The sequence below is a fragment of the Janthinobacterium sp. GW821-FHT03A03 genome (assembly GCF_059421435.1).
The window spans coordinates 44,501-64,490 of sequence record NZ_JBWKUZ010000003.1; the positions used below are offsets into that span (position 1 = coordinate 44,501).

Annotated in this window: 17 protein-coding genes; 8 read left to right on the forward strand and 9 right to left on the reverse strand. The window is 65.1% G+C overall.

Going from position 1 to position 19,990, the window contains the following annotated elements; genetic code table 11:
* The first annotated feature begins 24 nt into the window (after nucleotides 1-24).
* Together AC07VI_RS09835 and AC07VI_RS09840 are read left to right on the forward strand one after the other, a co-directional pair.
* A complete protein-coding gene (locus AC07VI_RS09835) occupies nucleotides 25-789 on the forward strand; it encodes an SDR family NAD(P)-dependent oxidoreductase (RefSeq protein ID WP_086145040.1) in 765 nt (254 codons plus the stop codon).
* A 547-nt stretch (nucleotides 790-1,336) separates the two neighbouring features.
* Nucleotides 1,337-1,762: a VanZ family protein gene (locus tag AC07VI_RS09840; protein WP_492992795.1), complete on the forward strand. Its 426-nt coding sequence runs from the start codon at nucleotides 1,337-1,339 to the stop codon at nucleotides 1,760-1,762.
* A gap of 16 nt (nucleotides 1,763-1,778) precedes the next feature.
* Here AC07VI_RS09840 and AC07VI_RS09845 read toward each other — a convergent pair whose 3' ends face one another.
* On the reverse strand, nucleotides 1,779-2,066 hold the full coding sequence (locus AC07VI_RS09845) for a hypothetical protein (RefSeq protein ID WP_139842443.1): 288 nt from the start codon (nucleotides 2,064-2,066) through the stop codon (nucleotides 1,779-1,781).
* Between the two features lie 220 nt (nucleotides 2,067-2,286).
* On the opposite strand from AC07VI_RS09845, the gene AC07VI_RS09850 reads away from it, so the two are divergent.
* Nucleotides 2,287-2,778 carry a hypothetical protein gene (locus AC07VI_RS09850; RefSeq protein WP_086145037.1) on the forward strand — a complete coding sequence of 164 codons (492 nt, stop codon included), beginning with the start codon at nucleotides 2,287-2,289 and terminating at the stop codon, nucleotides 2,776-2,778.
* Nucleotides 2,779-2,906: 128 nt separating this feature from the next.
* On the opposite strand, the gene AC07VI_RS09855 is transcribed toward AC07VI_RS09850, so the two are convergent.
* Together AC07VI_RS09855 and AC07VI_RS09860 are read right to left on the reverse strand one after the other, a co-directional pair.
* A complete protein-coding gene (locus AC07VI_RS09855; RefSeq protein ID WP_492992793.1) occupies nucleotides 2,907-4,034 on the reverse strand; it encodes a M24 family metallopeptidase in 1,128 nt (375 codons plus the stop codon).
* Nucleotides 4,035-4,228: 194 nt separating this feature from the next.
* Nucleotides 4,229-5,734, reverse strand: coding sequence for a dipeptidase (locus tag AC07VI_RS09860; RefSeq protein ID WP_086145035.1), 1,506 nt, complete (start codon nucleotides 5,732-5,734; stop codon nucleotides 4,229-4,231).
* 216 nt (nucleotides 5,735-5,950) lie between these two features.
* On the opposite strand from AC07VI_RS09860, the gene AC07VI_RS09865 reads away from it, so the two are divergent.
* Both AC07VI_RS09865 and AC07VI_RS09870 read left to right on the forward strand, forming a co-directional pair.
* Nucleotides 5,951-6,949 carry an LLM class flavin-dependent oxidoreductase gene (locus AC07VI_RS09865; RefSeq protein WP_086145034.1) on the forward strand — a complete coding sequence of 333 codons (999 nt, stop codon included), beginning with the start codon at nucleotides 5,951-5,953 and terminating at the stop codon, nucleotides 6,947-6,949.
* A gap of 196 nt (nucleotides 6,950-7,145) precedes the next feature.
* Nucleotides 7,146-8,366, forward strand: coding sequence for an MFS transporter (locus AC07VI_RS09870; protein WP_086145033.1), 1,221 nt, complete (start codon nucleotides 7,146-7,148; stop codon nucleotides 8,364-8,366).
* A gap of 43 nt (nucleotides 8,367-8,409) precedes the next feature.
* On the opposite strand, the gene AC07VI_RS09875 is transcribed toward AC07VI_RS09870, so the two are convergent.
* The 6 genes from AC07VI_RS09875 to AC07VI_RS09900 all read right to left on the reverse strand — a co-directional run bounded on the left by AC07VI_RS09875 (nucleotide 8,410) and on the right by AC07VI_RS09900 (nucleotide 15,729).
* The gene (locus AC07VI_RS09875) at nucleotides 8,410-10,038 is read right to left on the reverse strand and encodes a M28 family peptidase (protein WP_099374685.1); all 1,629 of its coding nucleotides are present in this window, start codon (nucleotides 10,036-10,038) and stop codon (nucleotides 8,410-8,412) included.
* A 136-nt stretch (nucleotides 10,039-10,174) separates the two neighbouring features.
* Complete coding sequence (locus tag AC07VI_RS09880; RefSeq protein ID WP_099419555.1) at nucleotides 10,175-11,011, reverse strand: HDOD domain-containing protein; 837 nt, start codon at nucleotides 11,009-11,011, stop codon at nucleotides 10,175-10,177.
* A gap of 115 nt (nucleotides 11,012-11,126) precedes the next feature.
* Nucleotides 11,127-12,203, reverse strand: coding sequence for a BMP family ABC transporter substrate-binding protein (locus tag AC07VI_RS09885; RefSeq protein ID WP_086145030.1), 1,077 nt, complete (start codon nucleotides 12,201-12,203; stop codon nucleotides 11,127-11,129).
* 20 nt (nucleotides 12,204-12,223) lie between these two features.
* On the reverse strand, nucleotides 12,224-13,153 hold the full coding sequence (locus AC07VI_RS09890; RefSeq protein ID WP_099419556.1) for an ABC transporter permease: 930 nt from the start codon (nucleotides 13,151-13,153) through the stop codon (nucleotides 12,224-12,226).
* Complete coding sequence (locus AC07VI_RS09895) at nucleotides 13,146-14,222, reverse strand: ABC transporter permease (RefSeq protein ID WP_086145028.1); 1,077 nt, start codon at nucleotides 14,220-14,222, stop codon at nucleotides 13,146-13,148. The genes AC07VI_RS09890 and AC07VI_RS09895 overlap by 8 nt, the downstream gene beginning before the upstream one ends.
* Entirely contained in the window at nucleotides 14,215-15,729 is a 1,515-nt protein-coding gene (locus AC07VI_RS09900) for an ABC transporter ATP-binding protein (protein ID WP_086145027.1), read from the reverse strand. The genes AC07VI_RS09895 and AC07VI_RS09900 overlap by 8 nt, the downstream gene beginning before the upstream one ends.
* A 452-nt stretch (nucleotides 15,730-16,181) precedes the next feature.
* Here AC07VI_RS09900 and AC07VI_RS09905 point away from each other — a divergent pair, with 452 nt between their 5' ends.
* The 3 genes from AC07VI_RS09905 (at nucleotide 16,182) to tssG (ending at nucleotide 19,921) form a co-directional block, all read left to right on the forward strand.
* On the forward strand, nucleotides 16,182-16,994 hold the full coding sequence (locus AC07VI_RS09905; protein ID WP_086145081.1) for an outer envelope protein: 813 nt from the start codon (nucleotides 16,182-16,184) through the stop codon (nucleotides 16,992-16,994).
* A 78-nt stretch (nucleotides 16,995-17,072) separates the two neighbouring features.
* A complete protein-coding gene (tssF, locus tag AC07VI_RS09910; protein ID WP_086145026.1) occupies nucleotides 17,073-18,920 on the forward strand; it encodes a type VI secretion system baseplate subunit TssF in 1,848 nt (615 codons plus the stop codon).
* Entirely contained in the window at nucleotides 18,884-19,921 is a 1,038-nt protein-coding gene (gene tssG, locus AC07VI_RS09915) for a type VI secretion system baseplate subunit TssG (RefSeq protein WP_492992788.1), read from the forward strand. The genes tssF and tssG overlap by 37 nt, the downstream gene beginning before the upstream one ends.
* The last annotated feature ends 69 nt before the right edge of the window (nucleotides 19,922-19,990 follow it).

The following is a 19,990-nucleotide window of genomic DNA, read 5'->3' on the forward strand; positions in this document are numbered from 1 at the left end:
CCCCCACCCCGCCGAGGAGAACACATGAAACTGGTCAATAAAACCGCCATCGTCACGGGCGCCACGCAAGGCATCGGCCTGGCCTGCGCCAGCCGCCTGATCGCCGAGGGCGCACAGGTGATGCTGGTCGACATCAAGGAAGAAGGCGCGCAGGCGGCCGCCGCCCTCGGCCCGCAGGCGCACTTCTTTTGCGCCGACGTCAGCCAGAAGGCGGACGTGGACGCCATGCTGAAGGAAACCCTGGCCCGGTTCGGCCACATCGATATCCTCGTCAACAATGCGGGCGTCACGCATGCGGCCGATTTCCTCGACGTCTGCGAAGACGATTTCGACCGGGTCATGCGCATCAACCTGAAATCGATGTTCCTGTGCGGCCAGGCCGTGGCGCGCGAGATGGTCAAGCGCAACAGCGGCTGCATCATCAATATGTCCAGCGTGAATGCGGAGCTGGCCATTCCGAACCAGGTGCCGTACGTGGTGTCGAAAGGCGCCATCAACCAGCTGACCAAGGTCATGGCCCTGAACCTGGCCTCGCACGGCGTGCGCGTGAACGGCATCGGCCCGGGCACCATCCTGACGGAACTGGCCAGGCAGGCGGTACTGTCGAGCCCGCAGGCGCGCCACACGATTTTGTCGCGCACGCCGCTGGGCCGCTGCGGCGAGCCGGAAGAAGTAGCCGGCATCGCCGCCTTCCTGGCCAGCGACGACGCCAGCTACATGACGGGCCAGACCATCTATGTCGATGGCGGGCGCATGGCGCTCAACTACACGGTGGCCGTGCAGGATTAGCCGGGGGAATTCAAGTTATATCAAAAATCAATAATGGATATCTGAAAATACCATTAGACACATATCGTGCGACGCAGCATAATGCACCTGTCTCCACTATTCTCCTCCAAGAAAATAGTTTTAAGCCCGCTTTCACCAGCGGGCTTTTTTTTTGCTGTCGCCACTGAAACATGGTCATTCTTGCCATGCGGCCCGATTTTTTCCATCAATATGCGGGTTTCCTCAAAAATGTTGCGGCGTGTCATAGCCCCGTCATTTTCGGCCCCTATACTTGCTTCATCTGCTGTACAGGCAACCGATATGCCTGACTACAGACAGGTGTGCCGCAATGGCACACCACTCCCCTTTCATGACCGTGGCGCGCGCCGGCAAGGCGGGCGACATGGTAAGTACCGAGCACTTCTCAACTCTTGACCCTTTTCATTTGGGTTTTTGGCCCGCGCCCCCGCGGGCCTTTTTTTGCCCGCCGTATTCTGCCTTGCGTAAAAGCATGGCCGTTAGCCACGTGGAATGTTATTGTTGCCCTTTCCGCCTTTCCCGATACATCATGCCCGCACCATTTCTGGAACTCTGTTTTGCCGATCGTCATGAACGCCTGCGCTACCGCATCGCGTTGCTGCTGTACGCGCTGGTGATATTGATCGGCGACATACCTGGCGTGCGCGCCGATGTCGGCCAGTACGCGTCAGGCGGCGTGCTGCATTCGCTCGGCTATGGCGTGCTGGCCCTGATCCTGTTCAGCGGCACGCGCGGCGGCATGGCGCGCCGCGCCGTGCTGGCCGTGCTGATGGTGGCCGCCATGGGGGCGCTGGACGAGTTCATCCAGAGTTTCCTGCCCTACCGCCGCGGCGCCGTCAGCGACTGGGTGGTCGATGTCACGGCGGCCGTAGCGGTCTGCCTGCCCCTGTGTTTCCTGTGGCCGAAGATGGTCGCCGCCGCCCTCGGCAAGGCTGCGCCGCTGCCCGAAGCCTGAACGGGCGCACGGCCCGTCAGGCGCGGTCCGCTTCGCTGTCCTGCAATTCCAGCGGCAGCTGCCCCTGGCCGCGCGTACCGCGCGTGCCCACGCGCCGCATCAGGGCGCGCATTTCACGCCGGCTGCCGGCGCCCAGCGCGCGTGCCGCGTCGCGCTGCATGTCCAGCAACTGTTCCGAGCGCGCCAGCCGCACCAGGCCATGCAAGGCTTGCGCCAGCACATGGCGCGCACGGGCATCATGCGCAGTGCCGGCGATGGCCAGCACCAACTCGTCGATCAGTTTTACGGTAGGGCCAGATGACATTTTTTCTCCCGATTGAACAGTGAGGAAACGCGCGAGCGCGCGAAATGTTGATTGCCAACATCTCTTATACCAAGCGCGACAACTAGCCGCTTGATCTAGCTCAATCAGCAATGATGGCCGCCGAACATCCCCGCCCCGCCATGCTCTTACATGCAGCAATCGCTGCTATCCGCCTCACCGCGGGTGCCGATCCTGAGTGTGCGACCATGAGGAGACCAAGATGAGATCGAAAACAACCCTGCTGCTGACCGGCATGACATGCGCCTTGCTGGCGGCCTGCCATTCCTCGGACAATGCCAGCCTGGCCCGCAGCAATAGCGGCGAAACCTATGCCGCGCCGGCCGGCACGACGCCGCAAGGCAGCACGCCGGCCAGCAGCACGGCCAGCACCGCCACCGATACCGGCAACACCATGAGCCATGGCACTAGCGGCATGAACAACGACATGGGGCAATCCACCATGAACATCAGCTCGGCCACGGTGCAATCGATAGAAACCGTGCCGCGCAGCATGGAGCAAGGCAGTGCCGACATGCAGGCGGGCACGTCGGGCACCGCCGGCAGCACCTCTGGCGCGACGGGCAATATGCTCTACCGCGTTACCTTGCGCCTGGACGACGGCACGACGCGCACCTTCATGCAAAACACCCAGCCCGCCTTCCAGATCGGCGACCGGGTCAGCGTGCAGAAAGGCGTGATGCAGCGCTACTGATACGAGATACGGGCCGATGGGCCGACGTCCGCCGCTGCTACGGGCTGCCGCATGCGGCGCCCACCCGGCGCCGCCTGGGATGCCAGCCAGGCGGCAGGCTGCCCAGGCCGCTCCCGCACCAGGCGGAGCTAGGCCAGTGCCAGGGTCAGCGGCCGGCTGCGCCCCTGCACCACGGCCGAAGGCCAGGCAGGGTCGTGGGTCAGGTTGTGCAACTGGCCGCCGTCGAGCAGGAAGGTGTCTTCCACGGTGCTGCCGGGCAAGCTGGGGTGGAAGGCCAGCGCCATGCCGCGCTTGAGGATGATTTCCGTGTGCGCGCCGGCCGCCACTTCGGGCGCCAGGTAGCCATGGATGCCGCCCTGGCGGCTGGTGCGCACCGTGTCGGGCTGGCCCGCATATGCGTAGGCGCTGTCAAGCGCGTGGTACACCATGCTCAGCGCATGGCCCGTCTCGCACGCGTCGAGGGCGACCGCTTCCAGCGCCAGCATGGCGGCATCGGCATCGTCCATGACCACGGCCGCGACATCGGCGCGATGCTGCGCCGGACCGAAGCGCCGCTGACGGCTGAGGCTGGCGCACAGGCCGAAGCGCCGCGCGCACAGGGCCAGCACGGCTTGCGCACCGAGCAGCACATGGGCTGGCGGTGCGCGGCGATACCGCTGCTGGCGTTCGACTCCGCTGACCAGCACGTGCACGGCTTGCAAGCCCCGCAGCCACAGCGCGCGCACGCAGGCGGCGGCCAGTTCCTGCTCGCTCCAGTCAGGACGGGCCTGGCGCAAGGCGTCCGCAGCCGCGCTGGCGGCCAGTTGGCCCACCTGCCGGTAACGCAGCTGTTCCGACTCCAGCAGCACCAGCCGCTCTTCGCGCAGGGCGATGGGCAGGCTGCGCTCATGCAAGCCCGGCCGGTCAGACAGGATGGGCGCGCCGCCGGCCACATGCTGCACGAAATGCTCGCGCAATTCATACAGCTGCGGCTGCATCCAGGGCGACACTTGCCACGTCCATGGCCCGCGCACCTCTTCCTCGCGCATGCGCATGGCTTCGGCCTCGTCCGTCAGGATATAGGCCGCGTCGCGCGTGACCAGCACTTCCGCACAGCCGCACTCGGCCGTCTGGCAATGGCTGTTCGACGCCCCCGCCGTGGCCCAGGCAAACCAGTCCACGCCGCGCAGGCGCACGGCGCCGGCACGCTGGTCTTCCAGCCAGCCGCGCATCTGCGCCAGCTTGTGCGCCACTTCCAGTTCCAGCGGCCAGTTCATGGCCGCTCCTTGCCCGGGACCTGGCGTGACGCCGCCCCGCCTGCCCTGCCTGGCGCCAGCCGGGCGTCCTGTCGACTATGCATAGCTGCTCCCTTCCCACATGGAAACGTATGACCCGCGCGCAAACAAAAAGTTCCGCACCCGGACTTGTCCCAGGCTTGCAGTCTATGACTTCCCTTTATTTTTTCAAGCGGCTATTTCGCCAGTTCGATCAGCACGGCCGTGTACATCTGCAAGTTCAGCAGCAGTTGCTTTTCCGTGATGAACTCGTGTTCCGAATGCCCCGTGTAGACCGTGTGCGGCATGGCCGGGCCGAAGCTGACGGCGTTCGGGAACAGGCGCGAATTGGTGCCGCCGCCGATGGCGACCGGTTGCGGATGCGCCATGCCCGTGTAGTGCGCGAAGACGGACAATAAAGTGGGAATCTGCGGCGCGTCCGTCTGCAGCCATGGCTCGCCGATCTGCACCTGCAGGGCGGCCGGCACCTGGCGCCGCGCCTTCCAGCCGTCGAAGGCGGCCGTCACCTGCTGCTGCAGCACGGCCGCCGTCTTGCCTTGCGGACGGCGCAGGTTGATATTGAGTTCCAGTTCTCCGCCTTGCTGCCTGAGCACGGTCGGCGCCACCGTCATCGGCCCCATGAAGCTGTCGCGGTAGGCGATCTGGCCGAAGCGCTCGCCGTAAATGCCGGTACCCACCAGTTCATTCAGGAACGACAGCATGTCGGCCGCCTGCGTGCCCCGCCACGGCTGCACGGCCAGGGCGTCGGCCAGCATGCTGATGGCGTTGACGCCGTCTTCCGGCTTCGACGAGTGGGCCGACACGCCCAGCGCCGTCACCGTCAAGGTCTCGCCGGCGCGCGCGTAGCTGTAGCGCATGCCCTTCTGCTGCAGCGCGCGGACGCGGATGGCCGCTTCCAGCGCGGCCGGCGCGCGTTCGATGACGGCTTGTGCGTCCTCCGGGATCTGGCTGCCGAAAAAGCCGCCCGTCAGGCTCTTCAGCACGGGGCCGCCGTCGGCCGGCATGGCCGTGCGCGGCGGCAAGGTCAGCTTGATGGAGCCATAGCCCTTCTCGGCCGTCACCACCGGGTATTCCGCATCGATGGTGATGTTCACTTGCGGCGGCGTATGGGTCTTGAGAAACTGTTTCAGCGGTTCCCAGTCCGATTCCTCGGCCATGTACACGTACAGCTCGATGCGCTTGCTCAACGGCACTTGCTTGTCCTGGATGGCTTTCATCGCGTACAGGGCCGTGGCGATGGGGCCCTTGTCGTCTTCCGTGCCCCGTCCCAGCAGTTTGCCAGGTTCGCTGGTGCGGTCCAGCTCGAACGGCGAGCGGGCCCACTTGGCGGGATTGACGGGCTGCACGTCGCCGTGCGTGATCACGCCCACCCGCTCGCTGCCCCTGCCCATGCCGACGATCAGCACGTGGCCGTGATCATGGAAGTCGAAACCGAGGCGCTGCGCCTCGGCCGCCAGGTAGCGTTTAAAACCCGTGTGCTGGGGATTCTCGGCATACGGCACGGCCGGGTCGGCCACCGTGTTGAAACTGACCATTTTCGCCAGGCTGGCGATCAGCGCTTCGGGATAGGTGGCCAGCGCGTAGCGGGCCGTCTCCTGCGCCTGCGGGCTGACGGGCGCGGCGTGAACGGAGGGCTGCAGCAGCAGGCCAAGCAGGGACAACAGCAGGGGTTTCTTGAACATGGCCGGGCGCATAAAGTAGGGAGGTCCACTCTAGCATCGCCCGCACCGATTTCCAATCAACACGAGTTTTTTACCGATCAGTACGCAAATTCCCGATTCGCATTATCATGTGCCCAGCCTGTCTTCCCCGCCACGCCGTCATGGGTGACCCTGCCAGCGTCAGGGGATAGACAAATCGTCCATTGTGATTTTCCACCACGTCCCGATATCGCTACCATGATTCCATTTTCCATACTTGACCTCGCGCCCATCGCCGAAGGCAGCAACGCCAGCCAGTCGTTCAAGAACACGCTGGACCTGGCGCAGCACGGCGAACGCTGGGGCTACAACCGCTACTGGCTGGCCGAACACCACGGCATGCCCGGCATCGCCAGCGCCGCCACGGCCGTCGTCATCGCCCATGTGGCGGCCGGCACGAACACCATCCGCGTGGGCGCGGGCGGCGTGATGCTGCCGAACCACTCGCCGCTCGTCATCGCGGAACAGTTCGGCACACTGGAAGCGCTGCACCCGGGCCGCATCGACCTGGGCCTGGGCCGCGCGCCCGGCTCCGACCAGACGACGGCGCGCGCCCTGCGCCGCGACCTGCAGTCCGACGCGGAGCAGTTTCCGCAGGACGTGCTGGAATTGATCGACTACATGTCCGACGAGCCGCGCCAGCGCGTGCTGGCCGTGCCCGGCAAGGGCGCGAAAGTGCCCGTGTGGATACTCGGGTCCAGCCTGTTCGGCGCCCAGCTGGCCGCCCACCTGGGCTTGCCGTATGCGTTCGCCTCGCACTTCGCGCCGCAAATGATGCTGCAGGCCGTGGCGTATTACCGCGAGCACTTCAAGCCGTCGAAGCAATTGGCGCAACCCTACGTGATGCTGGGCTTTAACGTGTTCGCCGCCGATACGGATGCCGAGGCGCACCTGCGCGCCACGTCGATGCAGCAGGCCTTCGTCAACCTGCGCACGGGCCGCCCGTCGCGTCTGCAGCCGCCCGTGCCCGCCTACCTGGAGCAGCTGGGCCCGCAGGAACGCGCCATGCTCGACTCCGTCCTGTCGTGCACGGCCATCGGCGCGCCGGACACGGTCAAGGCGAAAATGGCCGCCTTCATCGCCGAAACGGGCGCCGACGAACTGATGATCACCTCGCAAATCTTCGAACACCAGCACCGCCTGCGTTCGTATGAAATCACGGCGCAGGTGCATGCGGAGCTGGCGCGCGCGCAGTAACTTCACTGTCTCTCCCGGTATTTCCCCAAATACCCTTTTCCCGGCCGTCGGCAACGATCGCCGGGATTTTTTTGCCTGCTGTTTTGCCTGCTGTTTTGCCCGCCTTCCCGCCGCAAAATCGGCCCTGCCCGGCAAGAAATGCGCAGCCCCGCTATCATGCTCATCCAAAAGCATTATTCCAAGAAAGCTGTACCGCATGAAATCCGCACCATCTTCCGTCGACGCCGGCACCCTGCTCAGTTCCACCCGCATCCTGTTGTTCGCCCTGTCCGCCGGCGTACTCGTCGCCAGCCTGTACTACGTGCAGCCGCTCACGTCCATGCTGGCCGCCTCGTTTGGCGTCAGCGTGCCGCAGGCGGGCTACCTGGTCACGGCCACGCAGATCGGCTACGTGCTGGGCATCGTCTTCCTGGTGCCCCTCAGCGATGTGCTGAACCGCCGCCAGTTGCTGACGTGGATGCTGATCGCCAAGATCGGCGCCCTGCTGCTGGCCGCTACCAGTCAGAATATTATCGTCTTTGCCATCGCCAGCGTATTGATGGGGATCACGGCCAGCGCATTGATGGTCGTCACGGCCATGGTGGCTTCGTATGCGCCCGACCACAGCCGGGGCCGCATGGTAGGCACCGTCATGACGGGTTTATTATTGGGCATCTTGCTGGCGCGTACCGTGTCCGGCACGGTGTCGCAGATCAGCGGCGGCTGGCGCACCGTCTACGTGCTGGCCGCCATCGTCGTGGCCGCCCTGCTCGTCATGCTGCGCCGCATCCTGCCCAACGAGACGCCGCGTGGCAAGCTGCAGTACGGCAAGCTGATGGCCTCGCTGGCCGACATCATCCGCCAGGAACCGCTGCTGCGCCAGCGCGCCCTGTTCTCGGGCCTGGGCCTGGGCACTTTCAGCGTGTTCTGGACGGGCCTGACCTTCTTGCTCAGCGGCGCGCCCTATCACTATTCGGAAATGCAGATCGGCCTGTTCGGCCTGGCCGGCGCCACCGGCGCCTTTGCCGCCAACACGGCGGGCCGCATGGCCGACCGAGGCTACGCGCGCCAGGCCACGTGGCTGCTGGCCGTCGCCTCGATCGCGGGCTGGGCCCTGATCGGCTTCGGCGCCCATTCGCTGGTGCTGCTGTTGATCGGCATCGTCCTGCTGGACATGGGCGTGATGGGCTTGCAAGTGACGCACCAGTCCATCATCTATAAACTGGCGCCGCATGCGCGGGCGCGGGTCACCACTGTCTTCATCGCGGGCGGCTTCATCGGCGCGTCGGCCGGCTCGGCCCTGGCCAGCGCCAGCTTTGCCGCCGGCGGCTGGCCCGCCCTGTGCATGGTCGGCGGCGCCATGCCGCTGCTGATGCTGCTGGTGTGGAGCAAGTACCGCCACGCGCAGCGCCGGCTGGAACGGGCAAGCTCAACCTGACCAGCGCAAAAAAAACCGCTCGACAGAGCGGTTTTTTACGTCCTTACTTCGCCTGCCCGCGCGCCTTGCCGAATGCATCGCCCGCCTTCCAGGCCGGCATTTTCGCCGCGTTGGCCACCGCTTGCCCCAGGTTCAGGGTGAACTGCGCCTGCTGCGTCATGCCGGACAAATCCCAGCTGGCGTCGTACTCGTCGCTCACCTGATGGTAGCGGGGACCGTAGGCGGCCGCCTTGGCTTTCGACGCGGCCACGTCCTTGATGTAGTCGCGTCCGCCATTGATGGAAAACGCGGGCACGCCCGCCTTGGCAAAACTGAAATGGTCGCTGCGGAAATAGCCGCCGGCCAAGTCGGGGCGGGCTGGCGCGATATGCATGCCCATGGCTTTGGCCGTCGCCGCCGCCATGGCGCCCAGCTCCGTGCGCTCGCTGCCCTGCGCGCCGATGTCATGCGTGGCGCCCACGAAATTGAGGCTGTCGAGGTTCAGGGCGGCGGCCGTCTTGTCCAGCGGCCACAGCGGGTCCGCCGCGTAGGCGGCGCTGCCCAATAGCCCCTGCTCTTCGGCCGCCACCCACAGGAAGATCTGCGTGCGCTTCGCCGGCTTTTTCACGGCTTCCTGCGCCATGGCCAGCAGGCCGGCCGTGCCCGAGGCATTGTCGACGGCGCCGTTGTAGATGGTATCGCCCGAATTACCCTGCTTGCCCAGGTGGTCCCAGTGGCCGCTGTAGATGACGGCTTCATCTTTCAATGTCGGGTCGGTACCCGGCACCATGCCGGCGATATTGAACTGCTCCACCTTGCGCACGATGGACTTCATCTCGCCCGACAGCTTGGCGTTCAAGGCGACGGCCTGGAAATCCTTGCTTTCCGCCTTGGCGCGCAAGGCGTCCAGGTCCTGTCCGCCGGCCGCAAACAGGCGGCGCGCCGCGTCTTCCGCGATCCAGCCCTGCAGGGGCGTGCCGGCCGTGCGGTCTGCCAGTTGAAAACGTTCGCTGCCGCTCCAGCTGTTCTGCACGACGCTCCAGTCATACGAGGCCGATGGTTTCGTGTGGATCAGCAACACACCGGCCGCGCCCTGGCGTTTGGCTTCCTCGAATTTATACGTCCAGCGGCCGTAATAGGTGAGCGCCTTGCCGCCGAAGCGGTTCGGATCGAGCGCGGTCGGCTGCGGGTCGTTGACCATCATGACGACGATCTTGTTTTTGACATCGGCGCCCTTGAAATCGTTCCAGCCCTCTTCCGGCGCCGTGATGCCGTAGCCGACGAACACCAGCGGCGCATCGAACGCGTGGGCGGCAACGGAATCGCCCGTGGCCCACACCCAGTCGGGGCCGAAGGCCAGCGGCACGGGCTTGCCGCCAGCCACCGCCTGCAGGCTGCTGTCTTGTGGCAAGGATTTCACGCCGGCGATCTGCACGCTCTGGCGGTAGCTGTTGCCGCGCACGGGTTGCAATCCGGCCATCTGCGCCTGGGTTTCCAGGTAAGCCACCGTCAGGTCGGCGCCGCGCTGGCCCGTGCCGCGGCCTTCCAATAAATCGTTGGACAGGAAGGCCAGGTGGGCGCGCAGCGGCGCTTCCTGCACCACGGGCAAGTCATGCGCAGCATAAGCGGGAAAGGCCAGCGCCAGGCCGGAAGCGAGTGCCGTGACGGCCAGGGAAAAAAACAGCTTCTGCATAAAATCCTTTGGGTAAGAGGAGACATTCAGTCCGGCGGATGGCCGAGCCGGCGATTGTATGCCATGGCGAAGACTCAGCAAAATGCGGACGAAAAAAATCCCCGCGGCAAGGGCGGGGATGTCATCGAGGGGTAAATTACACCAGCAGGGCGGCCGCCAAGGATTCGATCTCTTCGGCCGATTCCTCGAGGATAGTGTGCAGGGTGCTGCCGCCAATCCCAAAATCGATCTTCGCCGCAGCCAGGCGCCGCGCGGCGCTTTCCGGCGGGTGCAGGGGCGAGCCGACGGGCGACAGATCATTGGCCAGCACCAGGGTCGCGCCCAGGGTGCGGGGCGGGAACGGGCTGCCGCCGTGCCACATGCCTTCCACGGCCTGCAAGACCATGTCGGGCACTTGCAGCTGGCGCAACACGCCGCGGCCGATCAGTTTTTCGCCGTATTCGATCCAGTCTTCGGTGTTGTCGTCGAGCAAGCCCGGATATTCCTCGGCGCGCGACAGCAGATAAAAGCCGCCCACTTCATGCACGATGGCGGCGAACATGGCCGTTTCCACGTCCACGCGCGTGACTTTTCTGGCGATGACCTGGCTCAGCGCGGCCACGTGGGCCGTGTGTTCCCACAGCCTGGCCGCCTTGGCGCGCAATTGCGGGTCCGTGATCTGGCTGCCCAGCTGGCGCACGATGACGGACGCCACCATCGATTTCAAGGTGGCAAAGCCCAGGCGCGAGACGGCTGCGCGCACATTGGCGATTTCATTGCCGGAACGGTTGTAGGCGGCCGAATTGGCCAAGGCCACGACCCGCGCCGACAGCAGGGGCTCGGCCATGACCATGCGGGCGGCCGCCTCGATATGGCATTCGGGGTCATCGAGCGCTTCCTGCAACTTCAAGGTGGCCTTGACGTTGGCGGGGAAGGTCAGCTCGCCCTTGCTCGCTTGCAGCGCGATAATCTTGAATACTTCCAGTCTATCCATGATGCTGTCTCCGTTACGCGCCAATGCTGGCCTTGCTGTGTGGATGGGCCGGGAATGCGCTCCCGGCCCGGCTCCCGTTTCCGGCAATATTACAGCAAGTTTATACGCAACCCTATTACTTTCCGGAAACTTTACCCGCCACGCCTTCGACAAAATAATCCATCTTCGTCAGCGCCGCATCGTCCAGCACACCCTTGTCCAGCCGCACCTTGCCGTCGTTATCCTTGATGGGCGCGCTGAAAGGATTGAGTTTTCCTGCAACCAAGTCTTTCTCACGCGCCAATACGAACTGTTTCACGTCCGCCGGCACGGCCGCATTGATGCCTTCCAGCTTGACCATGCCATCCTTGATGCCGCCCCAGGTGCTGCTGGACTTCCACGTGCCGTCCAGCACGGCCTGTGCCTGCTTCGTGTAGTACTCGCCCCAATGGTGGGTGACGGCGGCCAGCTGCGCCTTCGGTCCGTACTTTTTCATGTCCGAGTGGTAGGCGATCGCATACTTGCCCTTCTCTTCCGCTGCCTGCACCACGGCCGTCGAGTCCGTGTGGTGGGTGACCACGTCGGCGCCCTGGCCGATCAGGGTGATGGCCGCGTCGCGTTCCTTGCCCGGATCGAACCAGCTATTGACCCACACCACTTTCACTTCCGCCTTGGGGTCGACGCTGCGCATGCCGCGCGTGAAAGCGTTAACTCCCTGCAACACTTCCGGGATGGGAAACGCCGCCACGTAGCCGGCCACGTGGGTCTTGCTCATCTTGCCTGCCAGCACGCCGGCCAGGTAGCGGCCTTCGTAGAAACGCGCATTCGTGTTGGCCACGTTGGGCGCCGTCTTGTAGCCCGTCAAATGGATGAACTTCACATTAGGAAATTGTTTCGCCACTTTCAAGGTGGGATTCATGTAGCCGAACGAGGTCGTGATGACCAGCTTGCTGCCCGTCTGCGCCAGGTCGCGGATCACGCGCTCGGCATCGGCGCTCTCCGGCACGTTTTCCACGAACCGGGTGCTGATCTTGTTGCCCAGCGCCTTTTCCATTTCCTTGCGGGCCAGGTCGTGCTGGGTGGTCCAGCCAGCGTCGCCGATGGGGCTGATGTACACGAAGCCGACGTTCAGCGGAACGGTGGCCGGTGCGGCAGCCATGACGGGCATCAAAACAACACTGCAGACGGCGGCGCACAATAGTTTCTTGGACATGGTTTTCCTTGTGTGAGTGATTAATTTCCGGGAGTGAAATTTTTCCCCAATGAAGCGGGCATGTTCAGCTTGATGTAACTGGCATTGCTGGAGATCAGCACCAGCACGACGATGGCCGCCACGTAGGGCAGCATCGACAGCAGCTGCGAGGCGATGGGCACGCCCAGCGCCTGCGCGTGGAAGGTCAGAATCGTGATGCCGCCGAACAGGTAGGCGCCGCCCACCACGCGCGCCGGGCGCCAGGTGGCAAACGTGGTCAGCGCCAGGGCGATCCATCCGCGTCCCGCCACCATGCCCTCGACCCACAGCGGCGTATAGACGAGCGACAAAAAGGCGCCGGCCAGGCCGCAGCAGGCGCCGCCGAACAGCACGGCCGCCAGGCGGATGCGGCGCACGGGATAGCCGAGCGCATGCGCGGACGCTGGCGACTCGCCCACGGCGCGCAGCACGAGTCCCGCCCGCGTGCGGTACAAGAACCAGGCGATGGCCAGGCACAGCAAGAGCGCCAGATACACCATCGGATGCTGGCGGAACAGGGCCGGCCCCAGCACGGGAATGTCTTCCAGTAAAGGGATGCCGAAGCGGCCGTTGTGCAGGCTGTTGCCCACGTACTTCAGGCCGATATACGTGGACGCGCCCGCGCCGAACAGAGATAAAGCCAGGCCCGTCGCGTACTGGTTCGTGCCCAGCCACACGGTCAGCCAGGCAAAGAAGCCCGACAGCGCCATGCTGGCCCCCGCCCCCGCCAGAAAACCCAGCGTGGGGCTGCCCGTGTTGACGGCCACGGCAAAGCCCGTGATGGCCGAGACCAGCATCATGCCCTCCGCGCCCAGGTTCACCACGCCCGCTTTTTCATTCACCAATAAACCGAGGGCGGCCAGCATCAGCGGCGTGCCCGCGTTGATGCTGGCGGCGATCAAGGGCGCGATCGTCAGGGCCAGGTTATCCATGTTTCCTCCAGCGCAGTTTGTATTGGATCAACACGTCGCAAGCGAGCAAGGCAAACAGCAGGATGCCCTGGAACACGCCCGTGATGGCGCTGGGCAGACCCAGGCGCGATTGCGCCAGTTCGCCGCCGATATAGAACAGGGCCATGACGAAGCTGGAAAAAATCACGCCCACGGGATGCAGCCGTCCCACGAAGGCGACGATGATGGCGGCAAAGCCGTAGCCGGGCGAGACCGTGGGTGTCAGCTGTCCCATCGGCCCCAGCACTTCGCACACGCCCGCCAGGCCGGACAGGGCGCCGCAGATCAGCATCGACGACCATAGGGTCTTGCGCGAGGAAAAGCCCGCGTAACGGGCGGCGGCGGGCGCCATGCCGCCCACGCGCAGGCGGAAGCCGGCTATGCTGCGCGACAGATACAGCCAGCCGCCCAGCGAGGCCAGCAGGGCAAACACGATACCCACGTGCAAGCGCGTATCGCTGACGAGCATCGGCAGCAGCAAGCCGTCGGACAGCAGTTTCGATTGTGGAAAATTGTAGCCTTCCGGGTCGCGCAGCACGCCATACACGAGATAGCTGAGCAGCAACTGGGCGATGTAGACCAGCATCAGCGAGACGAGGATTTCGCTGGCGTTGTAGCGGTCGCGCAGCCAGGCCACCAGCCCCGCCCACGCCATGCCGCCCGCCATGCCGGCCAGCAGGGAAATGCCGATGACGGCCGCGCCGCCGATTCCGTCGTCGAGGTACAGGGCCGCCGCGCCGCCGCAGATGGCGCCCAGGGTCAGCTGCCCTTCCGCGCCGATGTTGTAGATGTTGGCGCGAAAGCAGATGGCCAGGCCGACGGCGATCAAGAGCAGGGGCGCCACCTTGATGCCCAGCTCGGACCAGCCGTGCGCGTCGCGCAAGGGTTCGACGAAAAACACGGCCAGGCCGGCCAAGGGATCGTGTCCCAGCGCAACAAACAGCAGCGCGCCGCACAGCACGGTCAGCAGCACGGCCAGCACGGGCGACAGCCACGACATCAGCCGCGACGGCGTCGGACGGGCTTCCAGGCGCAAGGCGAACTTAGCCATGGACAGCCTCCCGCGGCCACAGCCCGCTCATCCATTGCCCCACGAGATCCACGCTGGCCTCGGCCACGTCCAGGGACGGCGAAATTTTTCCTTTTGCCATCACCAGCAGGCGGTCGCTGATCTCGAACAATTCATCGAGTTCTTCCGACACGATGAGCAAGGCACAGCCCGCGTCGCGCAGGGCCAGCAACTCGGCGCGGATTTGCGCGGCCGCGCCCACGTCCACGCCCCAGGTCGGCTGCGCCACCACCAGCACCGTGGGTTCGCGCATGACTTCGCGTCCGACTATGTATTTCTGCAAATTACCTCCAGACAGGCTGCGCGCCAGCGCCTGCGGCCCGCCCGCCTTCACCTGGAAGCGGGCGATGATGGCGGCGGCCCGCTGCGCGATCGCGCCACGGCGCAGGAAGCCGTGGCGGATGGTGGCCGGGGTCTGCAAGCTCAACAACACGTTGTCGGCCAGCGCCATGTCGGGCACGGCACCGCGTCCCAGCCGCTCCTCCGGCACGAAGCCGAAACCGAGGGCGCGGCGGCGGCCCGGCGGCAAGCGCCCGGCAGGCGTGCCGTTGAGCACGATGCTGGCGGCGGCCGCGCGCAAGTCCTCGCCCGACAGGGCCGCCAGCAACTCCTGCTGGCCATTGCCGGACACGCCGGCGATGCCGACGATCTCGCCGGCCCGCACGTCGAAATGGATATCGATCAATTGCGTGGCGAACGGATGGCTCTTCGGCAAATGCAGATTGCGCACGCTCAACATGGCCGCGCCGGGCGTGCGCGCCACGCGCGTGACGGCGGGCGGCTCGGCGCCTATCATCATGCGCGACAGGCTGGCTGCCGACTCTTGCGACGGGTCGCACACGCCCGCATTCTTGCCGGCGCGCACCACCGTGCACGTATGGCACAGGGCGCGGATTTCGTCGAGCTTGTGGCTGATGTACAGGATGCTGCAGCCTTCGGCCGCCAGCTGGCGCAGGGTAGCGAACAGCTTTTCCACGGCGCCCGGCGTCAGCACGGAGGTCGGTTCATCGAGGATCAGCAGTTGCGGCTTGGCCAGCAGGGCGCGCACGATTTCCACGCGCTGGCATTCGCCGACGGACAGCGTGTGGACGTGGCGCTGCGGCTCCAGGTCCAGGCCGTACTGGCGCGCCGTCGCTTCGATGCGCTGGGCCAGCTCCGCCATGTTGGTGCCGGCGGGCAAACCGAGGGCGATGTTTTCCGTCACGGTGAGCGTGTCGAACAGGGAAAAGTGCTGGAACACCATGGCGATGCCGAGCGCGCGCGCGGCCGACGGGTTGGCGATGTCGACCTCGCGGCCATTCCACACGATGCGCCCGCCGTCGGGCTGCACGGCGCCGTAGATGATTTTCATTAAGGTCGACTTGCCGGCGCCGTTTTCGCCGAGCACGGCGTGGATCTGCCCCGGCGCGACGGTGAGATCGATGCCGTCATTAGCCACCACGGACGGATAGCGCTTGCTGATGTCGTGTAATTCCAGGCGTGCCGTCATTGTTTTTTTCGTGCCTCGCTGCGGGGGTCGCCGGCATGGTCGCCGGTATAAAAATCAAGCTGTTGTCTCTATCGTATCGGCATCCGCGGCGCTTGGGGGATGGCGTGGCGGCGCGCATTTCTATTTCCACAAAAAAACAACACCTGTCTACAATTTTGAAAAAAATTATCAGCTTTACAGCGGCCGCCTTGCCCCGCAAGGGCGAGAAGGTGCGATGATTATATGCAAGAACTGATAGTAAGTATGCAGACAAGACATATCGCCCGACGCGGCGATGCTCGCATCATGGATTGAACGGCGCGCAGTGCCGCATTGCGGCGCTACCTGCGCGCTAGTGGGCGCCCCCCTGCGCCCTGCCATCCCCCGTTCCCGTTTTCCAACACCGCCATCAGGAGCCGAAAGTGCCAAAAACCATACCGTGTCTGTTGCTCTGCCTCACTACCACCCTTGGCGTGGGTGCGACCGCCCAGGCTGCCGAATGGAGCGATACCGCGCTGAGCTGGCGCGCCGGCAATGATTACCGCGAGCCGTTCAACCCGGACGACATCAAGAAAAACATCTTTGCCATCACGCACGCCAGCGGCTACAAATACGGCAGCAACTTCGTCAACCTGGACTTTTTGATCTCGGACAGCAAGGACCCCGGCGCGCTCGGCAAGACGTCCGGCGCGCAAGAGGCCTACCTGGTATACCGCAACACCATCGACATCGGCAAGGTGCGCGGCAGCGACATCAAGTTCGGCCCCGTGCGCGGCGTCGGCGTCACCCTCGGCTTCGACGTCAACACGAAAAATGACGTCGGCTACAACTCGCGCAAGCGCATGCTGGTGGCCGGCCCCACCCTGATGTGGGACGTGCCCGGCTTCTTCAACACCAGCCTGCTGTTGCTGCGCGAAAGCAACGCCCCCAGCGGCGCCTTCCCGCCCATCTCGCAAGTGACGGGACGCTACACGTATAAAACGCACGCCATGCTGACGGGCGCCTGGGCCATCCCCTTGTCGCCGCTGTTCTCGTTCGAAGGCTTTTTCAACCTCATCGATTCAAAAGGCAAGGATGAAGTGGGGCGCGACACGGCCGCGGAAACGAATATCGACATGCAGGTGATGTACGACGTGGGCGCGGCTCTGGGCAGCGCCAAGAATACCTTCCGCGTAGGCATCGAGTACCAGTACTGGAAGAACAAGTTCGGCAATTCGGCCGCCACCACGGGCAATGTGGGGCAAACGGCGAAGACGCCGATGATACGCGCGGAGTACCATTTCTAAGAATCATTGTCACGTATCAACACCCACGATCGCGCCTGATGCCAGCATGAAGCTTTCCAGCTGGCGAAGAGCGCGACCGTGGAACAACTGCTGCCGTATTACGAACGTGAGCTGGGCCTGTTCCGCCAGTACACGCGCGCGTTTTCCAGCCGCTATCCGAAAGCGGCCGGGCGCCTGCTGATCGCCGGCGAGACGTGCGAAGACCCGCACGTCGAACGCCTGATCCAGTCCGTCGCCCTGCTCACGGCCAGGGTCGCCAAGCGCCTCGACGACGCCTATCCGCAGTTCACCAATTCCCTACTGGAAACCTTGTACCCGCACTACCTGCGGCCGTTTCCCTCGTGCTCCATCGTCCGCATGGCCCAGGAAGAAGCGCCGGGCGGCCAGCTGACGCACGTTGCGCGCGGCACCGTGCTGCGCTCGCAGCCGGTGCGGGGCGTGGCCTGCAAGTTCACCAGCGCGTATGACGTGACCCTGGCGCCGCTGGCCATTTCTCGCCTGCATTTCTCGCCCCTCCTGGACGCGCCGCCCGGCCTGCGCCTGCCGCAAGGCGCCAGCGCCCTGCTCAGCATCGAGTTCAGCAGCAGCAGCGACCTTTACCATCTGGACCAGGCGGGGCTTGCCAATCTGCGCGTGTTTGCCGATGGGGAACCGTCCGTGCGCGCGGCCCTGCTCGACGCCCTGTTCCTGCGCGGCGCGGGCGCGTACGTGGCGCTGGAGGAAGGCGGCCCGTGGCATGCCGTCGACGGCATGCCGCTGGCCCCGGCCGGCTACGCGCAAGACGACGCGCTGATCCCGTTTTGCGCCCGCTCGCATCCGGCCCTGCGCCTGCTGACCGAGTATTTCGCCTTTCCGGAAAAATTTCATTTCGTCGATATCGCCTGGTCCCTGCTGGCCGCCCTGCTGCCGAAACAGTGCCGCCGGTTCATCCTGCACCTGCCGCTCAAGGGCGTGCGCAGCGACAGCCACGAAGCACGGCTATTGTCCGGCGTCAGCCGCGACAATCTGCTGCTGGGCTGCACGCCCGTCGTCAACCTGTTCGCCAAGTCCGGCGTGCCGATCCGCCTCGCGCATACGCAGCCCGACCATGCGCTGGTGGCCGACGCCACGCATGCATTCGCCTACGACATCCACAGCATCGATGCCGTCACCCTCGCGCGCAAGGATGCGGCCGGGGAACGCCTGAGCACGTTTCTGCCGCTGTATGCCTCGCTGCAGGGTTCTCAGGCCGGGCAGGACCAGGAACATGGCCTATACTGGCTGGCGCGCCGCGACGAAGCCGTGGCCGCCGTCAGCCCCGGCCATGAAATGCGCCTGAGCCTGATCGACCCGCAGTTTTCGCCGGGCAGCGCGGCCTGCGCCACGGTCTCGACGCGGCTGCTGTGCAGCAACCGCGACTTGCCCGCTCACCTGCACTACGGCTTGCCCGGCGGCGACTTGCTGGCCGAGGAGGTGCCGGACGGCGTCCCCGTGCGCTTCCTGCGCAAGCCCTCGGCCAGCATGCGTTTCAGTACGGAGAATGACGCACAGTGGCAATTGATCTCGCACCTGTCGCTCAATTACTCCAGCCTGACGCAGGCGGGACTGGCTGAATTCCAGAAAATGCTCAGCCTGTACGACCTGCCCCGCTCGCCCGCCACGCAAGTCCTGATCCAGGGCATCGTCACGCTCGAACACGGCAGCACGCGCGACTGGATGCCAACCGTCCCGTTTCCCTCCCTGATGCCCGGCATCGCCATCCGCCTGGGCATCGACGAGCACGCCTTTGTCGGCAGCAGCGTGTACATCTTCGCGCAGGTGCTGCAGCGCTATTTCGCCATGAACAGCCAGCTCAACTGCTTTAGCCAACTGACGCTGCTCTCTGCGCGCAGCGGCAAGGAACTCATACGATGCCCAGCCTGCTTCGCCGAAACGACGTCAGCATAATCGGCCAGCTGCTCGCCGCGCCGCAGCGCTTCGAGTGCTTCCAGGCCCTGCACCTGCTGCTGGCGTGGCTGGGAGAACACGGCTTCGATGAAGACGCGGCGCTGGCGAACATCGTGCGCTTCGACAACAGCATCTCGCTGCGCTTCCCTGCCAGCCAGATCGAGACGCTGGCGGCGCAGGACAACGCCGCTGCCCTGCTGCAGGCACTGCAGTCCGGCCAGCTGCGGCAGCTGCACCTCACGCCCACGTTCATGGGCCTCTTGGGCAGCAACGGCGTCTTGCCCAGCCACTACTCGGAGCGCATCGCGGCCCACCAGCACGACGAGCGCGACCACGCTCCGCGCGCCTTTCTCGACCTGTTTTCCAGCCGCGCCATCGCCCTGTTCTACCAGGCCTGGCGCAAATACCGCATCGAACACGGCCCCCTGCGCCAGGCCTTCCTGCCCAGCTTGCTGGCCCTGGCAGGCTGCCGTCCCGGCGGCGGCGAGGACGAAGCCATCGGCCTGTACAGCGGCTTGCTACAGCAACGCAACATCTCGTCCATCGCCATGGCGCGCATCCTCGCCGACCACTTCGGCGTGCCGTTTCATGTGCAGGAGGCGACGGGCACCATGGCGGCCCTGGCGCCGCGCGAGCAAACGGCGCTGGGCGGCGCGAACGCCGTGCTGGGCCGGCGCGCCATCGTGGGCGAGCGCTGCCGCCGCCCCGACCTGGCCGTGCGCCTGCGCATCGGCCCGCTCACAGCAGCACAGCACGCCCGCTTTTTGCCGCGCGGCCCGGCCAGCGCCCAGCTTCGGCAGATGCTGATGCTGTTTGGCCAGCCGCTGCTGCGCTACGACATCGTGCTGCTGCTGCACGCCAGTGACGTGCACGGCCTGTCCCTGCCGCCCAGCGGGCAAGGCGGCCTCGGCTGCAACAGTTTCCTCGGCAATCCAGCCACGCCGCGCCACCGCGATGACAAGCATTACGAAATGCAACTGATGCCTTCGCTCAACGATTGAACCTTGCGGCTGCGCAAAACGCCTGTGCCTGCGATTGTTACAGTCAGCCAACGATCCTTACCGTGAAGC